A 6,840-nucleotide genomic window follows, 5' to 3' on the forward strand; every position below is an offset into this window, starting at 1 on the left:
TTGCACGGGGCTGTCCGGAGTCGAGTACACCTGGGCGTGCGCACGGTTCACCGCCCGCCGAAACGCTGCCTTCTGAGTGTCGGTACCCGCCATCGCGACGGCGAGATAGGTGAACGTGGTGCGCGCCCGCTTGATCGGGTGCAGATCGATGCGGCCGCTCTCGACGCGGCTCTCCATCACGCCGTAACCCACACCGGGCCGGGCCAGCTCCATGATCACGTTGGCCGGGCCCAGTAGCAGGGCCATTCCCATCAACGTGTCACCGAGTTGCGGCGTCCGCCGCGGTCGACGCCCGGCGACCGGCGGCTCGCCCACCGCACGCTCGACATGCCTGATCGTTTCGCTGACCGTCATCGCTCATCCGCCCGCTAATTGTGAGAACGCTTGTTTCCTGATATTGCAGCCCGCAGGTACCGGTGTCAAGATGGCACTCATGGCGACTGTCCCGACAACCAGTGCGCGGCCCTACGGCGGCGTCGATGCCGCCGACCGCCTGGCAACCCGCCGGGCCAGCTTGTTAGACGCCGGTCTCGATCTGCTCGGCGGCGACGACGCCGCAGAATTGACCGTCCGCGGGGTCTGCCGACAGGCCGGTGTGGCGGCACGCTACTTCTACGAAAGCTTTGCCGACAAAGACGAATTGATTGGCGCGGTGTTCGACTCGGTGATCGCCGAGCTGGCCTTCACGACTCAGGCCGCCGTAGACGCCGCACCACCGGAGCAGCAGACCCGCGCCGGCATGACCAACATCGTCCACACGATCGGTGGCGACCGGCGAGTGGGGCGCCTGTTGTTCAGCGTGCAGTTGGCCAACGCCGTGTTGGCCCGGAAACGGGTCGAATCCAACGCGCTGTTCGCGATGCTTTCGGGCCGTCATGCCGGGAACACGCTGCAGGTTCCGCAGAACGACCGGATCACGGCGGCCGCACATTTCGTGGTTGGCGGGGTGGCGCAAACGATAAGCGCCTGGCTGGCCGGCGACGTGCGGCTCGAGCCAGATCAACTGGTCGACCAGCTCACATCACTTGTCAACGAGTTGGGCAACCCGAGCCTGTATCGCGATTGATGCCCTAGTGGGTGGCGGGGATGCGGCGATCGGCGGACGTCTTGGGCACGGTCTGGACGTCGTTCGTTGTGAATTCCTTGATCCAGCAAGCGAACTCGAGCGTTATTCCATCGGGGTCCTGGAAGTAGAACGACCGCACGTAGACACCGGGATGCAGCGTAGCCGCGACCTGCCGCTCGCTCTCGTCATGGTTGAGCACCGGGCCCACCCGCACGCCCTTGTCCTTCAGTCGCTGCCGATAGGCGTCGAACTTTTCGGCCGGCACGTGGAACGCCAGGTGGTTCATGGTGCTCACCGCGCTGATGATCTCGCCGATACCCGGAATGGCGGCCGGCGACGACAGGCCCGGCACTCGGTCCGGCGCGTCGGCGAACCAAAAAAACGCGACGCAGTCGCCGTTGCCGGCGTCGAAGAAGAAGTGCTGCCCGGCACCGCCGGGCAGGTCCAGCGATTTGATCAACGGCATACCCAGCACGTTGCTGTAGAAGTCCACCGTGCGGGCCATGTCCGAGCACACCAGCGCGACATGGTTGATGCCGCCGAGTTCGAATTCGGAATTGCGGTTGTGCGGCTTGATCATCCCCGGGCTCCCGTCCGTCCGCGCGGCGCTTGGCTGGTTCCGTGGCGGAGATCCGAATCTGAACCTAACATCAGATTCAGGTCAATTCCAGAGAAGCGCCGTTCCCGGGATCGAGGGGATCCCAGTCACGACGAAGGGGGGCCCGTCGGTGTCTACCGTGTCCGACCCGCCCAACAGTCGTGCGCCGCTACCGACCAACCGCGGCCGTCAAACGCAGGTCGCCATCGACGCGGCCGCCCGGACCGTCATCGCCCGCAAGGGCATCCTGGCCACCACCATCGCCGACATCGCCGCCGAGGCCGGCCGGTCGACGGCGTCGTTCTACAACTACTACGACTCCAAGGAGGCGATGGTCCGCGAGTGGGCGCTGCGCTTCCGCGCCGAGTTCGGCGAGCGGTCCAAGCCGGTTACCCGGCACGGCCTGTCGACGCGGGAGCGAGCCCACCAGGCCGCAGCTGCGTACTGGCACGCCTACAAACATCGGCTGCCGGAGATCATCAGCATGTCGCAGCTGGCGATGGTCAACGCCGACTTCGCCCAGTACTGGGTTGACATGTGCGATATTCCAACGTCTTTCATCACCGAGACGGTGCGACGTGCCCAAGCCGACGGCTATTGCGCACGCGACGACCCGCAGCTGATCGCCGTCGCCATCGTCGCGATGCTGAGCCAGTTCTGCTATCTGCAGCTGGCCGGTCCGGCGTCGCACCGGGACGGCAATCCGGACGACGAGGCCTGCATCGCCACGTTGGCGAATATCTTCTATCGAGCCATCTACTGCAAGGAGGGACGCTGACGTGGGTCGCACCGCCGGCACGCCCGGGGTTATTCGAGAATTCATCGGGCTGCCGTCGCCGACCGGCCGGCGCGCCGGCGCGGGTGGACACCCGTGCCAAGGGTTGTATTACCGCGGCGTCGGGCGCAAACCAAAGGTCGCGGTGATCGCGGCCCACTATCAGATCGACTTCTCCGAGCACTATCTCGCCGACTACCTGGCGACCCGTGGGATCGGATTTCTGGGCTGGAACACCCGGTTCCGCGGTTTCGAGAGCAGCTTTTTGCTGGACCATGCGCTGGTCGATATCGGCGTCGGGGTTCGCTGGCTACGCGAGACACAGGCCGTGGAAACGATTGTCCTGCTGGGTAATTCCGGAGGCGGATCACTGATGGCCGCGTACCAGGCGCAAGCTGCCGACCCGCACGTGACGCCAATGGCGGGTATGCGGCCGGCGGCCGGTCTGACCGACCTGCTCCCAGCCGATGGCTACGTGGCCAGTGCCGCACACCCGGGCCGCCCGGACGTGCTGACCGGGTGGATGGACGGAGCCGTCGTCGACGAAAACGATCCCGTCGCCACCGACCCCGACCTGGATCTGTTCGACCCGCACAACGGCCCGCCATATTCACCGGATTTCCTGGCCCGATATCGCTCAGCGCAGGTTGCGCGTAACAACAGCATCACCGACTGGGTCGAGACAGAGCTGAAACGTGTTCGAGCCGCCGGGTTTACCGACCGCCCGTTTACCGTGATGCGGACGTGGGCCGATCCGCGGATGGTCGATCCGACGATTGAGCCGACCCACCGTCAGCCGAACACCTGCTACGCCGGGCCGCCGGTCAAGGCCAACCGGTCCGCACACGGCATCGCAGCGGCCTGCACGTTGCGCAGCTGGCTGGCGATGTGGAGTCTGCGAACGGCGCAGACCAGGGCCGAGCCGCACCTGGCCCGGATCACCTGCCCCGCCTTGGTGATCAACGCCGAGGCCGACACCGGTGTGTTCCCGTCGGATGCTCAGCGCATCTACGACGCACTTGCCGGCACCGACAAGTCCCAGTGCTCGATCAACACCGATCACTACTTCACTACGCCGGGCGCACGCAGCGAGCAGGCTGACACCATCGCCAAATGGATTGCCAAGCGGTGGCGCTGAGGGTCCTCGCCCACTTCGTTCCCGGTCCGAAGGTGTTGGATTTCCTTGCGCCGGAATCTGATTGGCTTGACATCCGCTGGTGTGCCGATGACGACTCCGCCGAGGCGCAGGAGGCTTTCCACCGGGAAATAGCCGGGGCCGACGTGATTTGGCATGTGTTACGACCTCTTTCCGCGGCCGACCTGTCCCGAGCGACTCGCCTGCGGCTGGTGCACAAGTTCGGCGCCGGCGTCAACACCATCGACGTTGACGCCGCCACCGAACGCGGTGTCGCCGTTGCCAACATGCCCGGCGCCAACGCGCCGTCGGTGGCCGAGGGAACGGTGCTGCTGATGCTGGCGGCCCTGCGCCGCCTCCCGGTGCTGGACCGGGCGACCCGAGAAGGCCGCGGCTGGCCGTCCGACCCGCAGCTCGGTGAGACCGTCCGCGACATCGGCGCCTGCACGGTCGGGCTGGTCGGCTACGGCAACATCGCCAAACAGGTCGCGGGCATCGTCGCCGCGATGGGTGCCACGCTGTTGCACACCAGCACCGGCGACGACGGGCTGCCCGGCTGGCGACCGCTGCCGGAGCTACTGGGCGCCAGCGACATCGTCTCGCTGCACCTGCCGTTGACGGCAGACACCGACGGCATGCTGGGCGCGGCCGCGCTGGCCCGGATGAAACCCGGTGCAGTGCTGGTCAATACGTCACGCGGCCCGATCGTCGACGAAAACGCCCTGGCCGACGCGCTTCGTGATGGTCGGTTGGCCGCAGCCGGCCTGGACGTCTTCGGCGTCGAACCGGTAGCCCCCGACAATCCGTTGCTGGGCCTGGACAACGTCGTGCTCACCCCGCACGTCACCTGGTACACCGTCGACACCATGCGGCGCTATCTGGTCGAAGCGGTCGCCAACTGCCGTCGGCTGCGGGACGGCCAGCGGCTGGCCCATGTAGTCAACCAACCCACCGGTTATTAGATTGGGGGTCGAGCTGCCACAGGCCCCGGGCAACCCGAAGGAAGGCGACCAATGCCGATCGCAATCAACCCTGAGCATCAAGACCTGGCCGATTCGGTGCGATCTTTCGTGGCGCGAGTAGCGCCGTCGGAGGTCTTGCACGCCGCGCTGGAAACGCCGATCGACAACCCTCCGCCGTACTGGCGGGCCGCGGCCGAACAGGGTCTGCAGGGCGTCCATCTGGCCGAATCCGTGGGCGGTCAGGGTTTCGGCATCCTCGAGCTCGCGGTCGTGCTCGCCGAGTTCGGCTACGGCGCAGTGCCGGGCCCGTTCGTGCCGTCGGCGATCGCCAGCGCGCTGATCTCGGCACACGACCCGGACGCCAAGGTGCTCGCGGACCTGGCATCTGGCGCGGCCATCGCCGCGTACGCCCTGGACGCCGGCCTGACCGCGACGCGACAAGGTGACGTGCTGGTCATCCGCGGGGAAGTCCGCGCAGTGCCGGCCGCCGCTGAAGCGTCGCTGCTGGTGTTGCCGGTGGCGATCGACAGCGGCGAAGAGTGGGTGGTGCTGCGCGCCGACCAGCTCGAGATCGAACCGGTCGCCGGCGTGGACCCGCTGCGACCCATCGCGCATGTGCGCGCCAACGCCATCGAGGTCGCAGACGACGTTGTGTTGAGCAACCTCAGCGTTGTGGCGGCGAAGGCGCTGATTTCCACGCTGCTGTCGGCGGAAGCGGTCGGCGTCGCGCGGTGGGCCACCGACACGGCCTCGGACTACGCCAAGATCCGTGAGCAATTCGGCCGGCCGATCGGTCAGTTCCAGGCCGTAAAGCACAAGTGCGCCGAGATGATCGCCGACACCGAACGCGCCACGGCCGCCGTCTGGGATGCGGCCCGCGCCGTCGATGAAGCCCGCGAAAACAATTGGAACACTGAGGGTTCCGCGGTCGAGTTCGCCGCGGCGGTGGCGGCGACGCTGGCACCGGCGGCCGCGCAGCGCTGCACCCAGGACTGCATTCAGGTGCACGGCGGCATCGGATTCACCTGGGAGCACGACACCAACGTCTATTACCGTCGCGCGCTGGTTTTGGCCGCCGGCTTCGGACGCAGATCCGAGTACCCGCAGCGGGTTGTCGACACCGCCACCACCACCGGTATGCGCACACTCGATATCGATCTCGCCCCCGATACCGAGAAGCTGCGCGACGAGATCCGCGAGGAGGTCGCGGCGCTCAAGGGAATAGCGCGCGAGGAGCGCAACACCGCGATCGCCGAGGGCGGGTGGGTGCTGCCTTATCTGCCCACCCCGTGGGGACGTGACGCCGGGCCCGTCGAGCAGATCATCATCGCGCAGGAGTTCAACAGCGGGCGGGTCAGACGACCACCGATCGGCATCGCGGCCTGGATTGTGCCGTCGATCGTGGCGTTCGGCACCGATGAGCAGAAGCAACGCTTCCTGCCGCCGACGTTCCGCGGCGAAATGATCTGGTGCCAGCTGTTTTCCGAGCCGGGAGCAGGATCCGACCTGGCCGGCCTGACCACCAAGGCCACCAAGGTCGACGGCGGCTGGCGCATCACGGGACAAAAGATCTGGACCACTGCGGCGCAGTTCTCTCAATGGGGCGCGCTGCTGGCGAGGACTGACACCTCCGCGCCAAAACATAATGGCATCACCTACTTCCTGCTGGACATGAAGAGCGAAGGCGTCGAGGTGAAGCCGTTGCGTGAGCTCACCGGCGGCGCGATGTTCAACACCGTGTTCATCGACGACGTATTCGTGCCCGACGAGTTGGTGCTCGGCGAGGTCAACCGCGGCTGGGAGGTCAGCCGCAACACGTTGACCGCCGAACGGGTCTCGATCGGCAACAGCGAGGCACCGTTCCTGGCCAGCCTCGATCAGTTCGTCGAGTTCGTCCGCGACGGGCAGTTCGACCAGATCGGGCAGAACCGCGCCGGACAACTGATCGCCGAAGGCCACGCCGCCAAGGTGCTCAACATGCGCTCGACGCTGCTGACGTTGGCCGGTGGAGACGCGATGCCGTCAGCGGCCATCTCCAAGCTGTTGTCTATGCGTACCGGACAGGGCTACGCCGAATTCGGGTTGTCGTCCTTCGGGTCCGACGGCGCAATCGGCGACCCGGAGCAGCTGCCGGGCAAGTGGGCGGACTACGTGCTGGCCAGCCGAGCGACCACCATCTACGGCGGCACCTCCGAAGTGCAGCTCAACATCATCGCCGAACGGCTGCTGGGGCTGCCCCGCGATCCGTAGGCCCGCAGACAAAAAAGTTCACGCCGATCTGACGGAGCTCAGATCGGCGAGAAC

7 protein-coding genes are annotated in these 6,840 nt (G+C 66.5%); 5 read left to right on the plus strand and 2 right to left on the minus strand.

Annotation, left to right across the window (positions count from 1 at the left end; genetic code table 11):
- A partial coding sequence (locus WAN02_RS34245) for an oxygenase MpaB family protein (RefSeq protein WP_422269789.1) occupies nucleotides 1-354 on the minus strand: 354 nt, incomplete at its 3' end.
- Nucleotides 355-433: 79 nt separating this feature from the next.
- Between WAN02_RS34245 and WAN02_RS34250 the strand changes: the two genes are divergently transcribed.
- Nucleotides 434-1,066 carry a TetR/AcrR family transcriptional regulator gene (locus WAN02_RS34250; protein ID WP_422269790.1) on the plus strand — a complete coding sequence of 211 codons (633 nt, stop codon included), beginning with the start codon at nucleotides 434-436 and terminating at the stop codon, nucleotides 1,064-1,066.
- A 4-nt stretch (nucleotides 1,067-1,070) separates the two neighbouring features.
- Here WAN02_RS34250 and WAN02_RS34255 read toward each other — a convergent pair whose 3' ends face one another.
- Nucleotides 1,071-1,646 carry a VOC family protein gene (locus tag WAN02_RS34255; protein ID WP_422269791.1) on the minus strand — a complete coding sequence of 192 codons (576 nt, stop codon included), beginning with the start codon at nucleotides 1,644-1,646 and terminating at the stop codon, nucleotides 1,071-1,073.
- 148 nt (nucleotides 1,647-1,794) lie between these two features.
- Between WAN02_RS34255 and WAN02_RS34260 the strand changes: the two genes are divergently transcribed.
- Genes WAN02_RS34260 through WAN02_RS34275 form a run of 4 tightly spaced genes read left to right on the plus strand, consistent with a single transcriptional unit; the run spans nucleotide 1,795 to nucleotide 6,786 of the window.
- The gene (locus WAN02_RS34260) at nucleotides 1,795-2,442 is read left to right on the plus strand and encodes a TetR/AcrR family transcriptional regulator (protein WP_422269792.1); all 648 of its coding nucleotides are present in this window, start codon (nucleotides 1,795-1,797) and stop codon (nucleotides 2,440-2,442) included.
- Nucleotide 2,443: 1 nt separating this feature from the next.
- The gene (locus WAN02_RS34265; protein WP_422269793.1) at nucleotides 2,444-3,577 is read left to right on the plus strand and encodes an alpha/beta hydrolase; all 1,134 of its coding nucleotides are present in this window, start codon (nucleotides 2,444-2,446) and stop codon (nucleotides 3,575-3,577) included.
- Nucleotides 3,553-4,536: a 2-hydroxyacid dehydrogenase gene (locus WAN02_RS34270; protein ID WP_422269794.1), complete on the plus strand. Its 984-nt coding sequence runs from the start codon at nucleotides 3,553-3,555 to the stop codon at nucleotides 4,534-4,536. The genes WAN02_RS34265 and WAN02_RS34270 overlap by 25 nt, the downstream gene beginning before the upstream one ends.
- 51 nt (nucleotides 4,537-4,587) lie before the next feature.
- Nucleotides 4,588-6,786 (plus strand): acyl-CoA dehydrogenase, encoded by a 2,199-nt coding sequence (locus tag WAN02_RS34275; protein WP_422269795.1) that lies wholly within the window; start codon nucleotides 4,588-4,590, stop codon nucleotides 6,784-6,786.
- Nucleotides 6,787-6,840: the final 54 nt, after the last annotated feature.

Origin of the sequence: Mycobacterium sp., from assembly GCF_049281135.1 — a bacterium.
Classification (GTDB): domain Bacteria; phylum Actinomycetota; class Actinomycetes; order Mycobacteriales; family Mycobacteriaceae; genus Mycobacterium.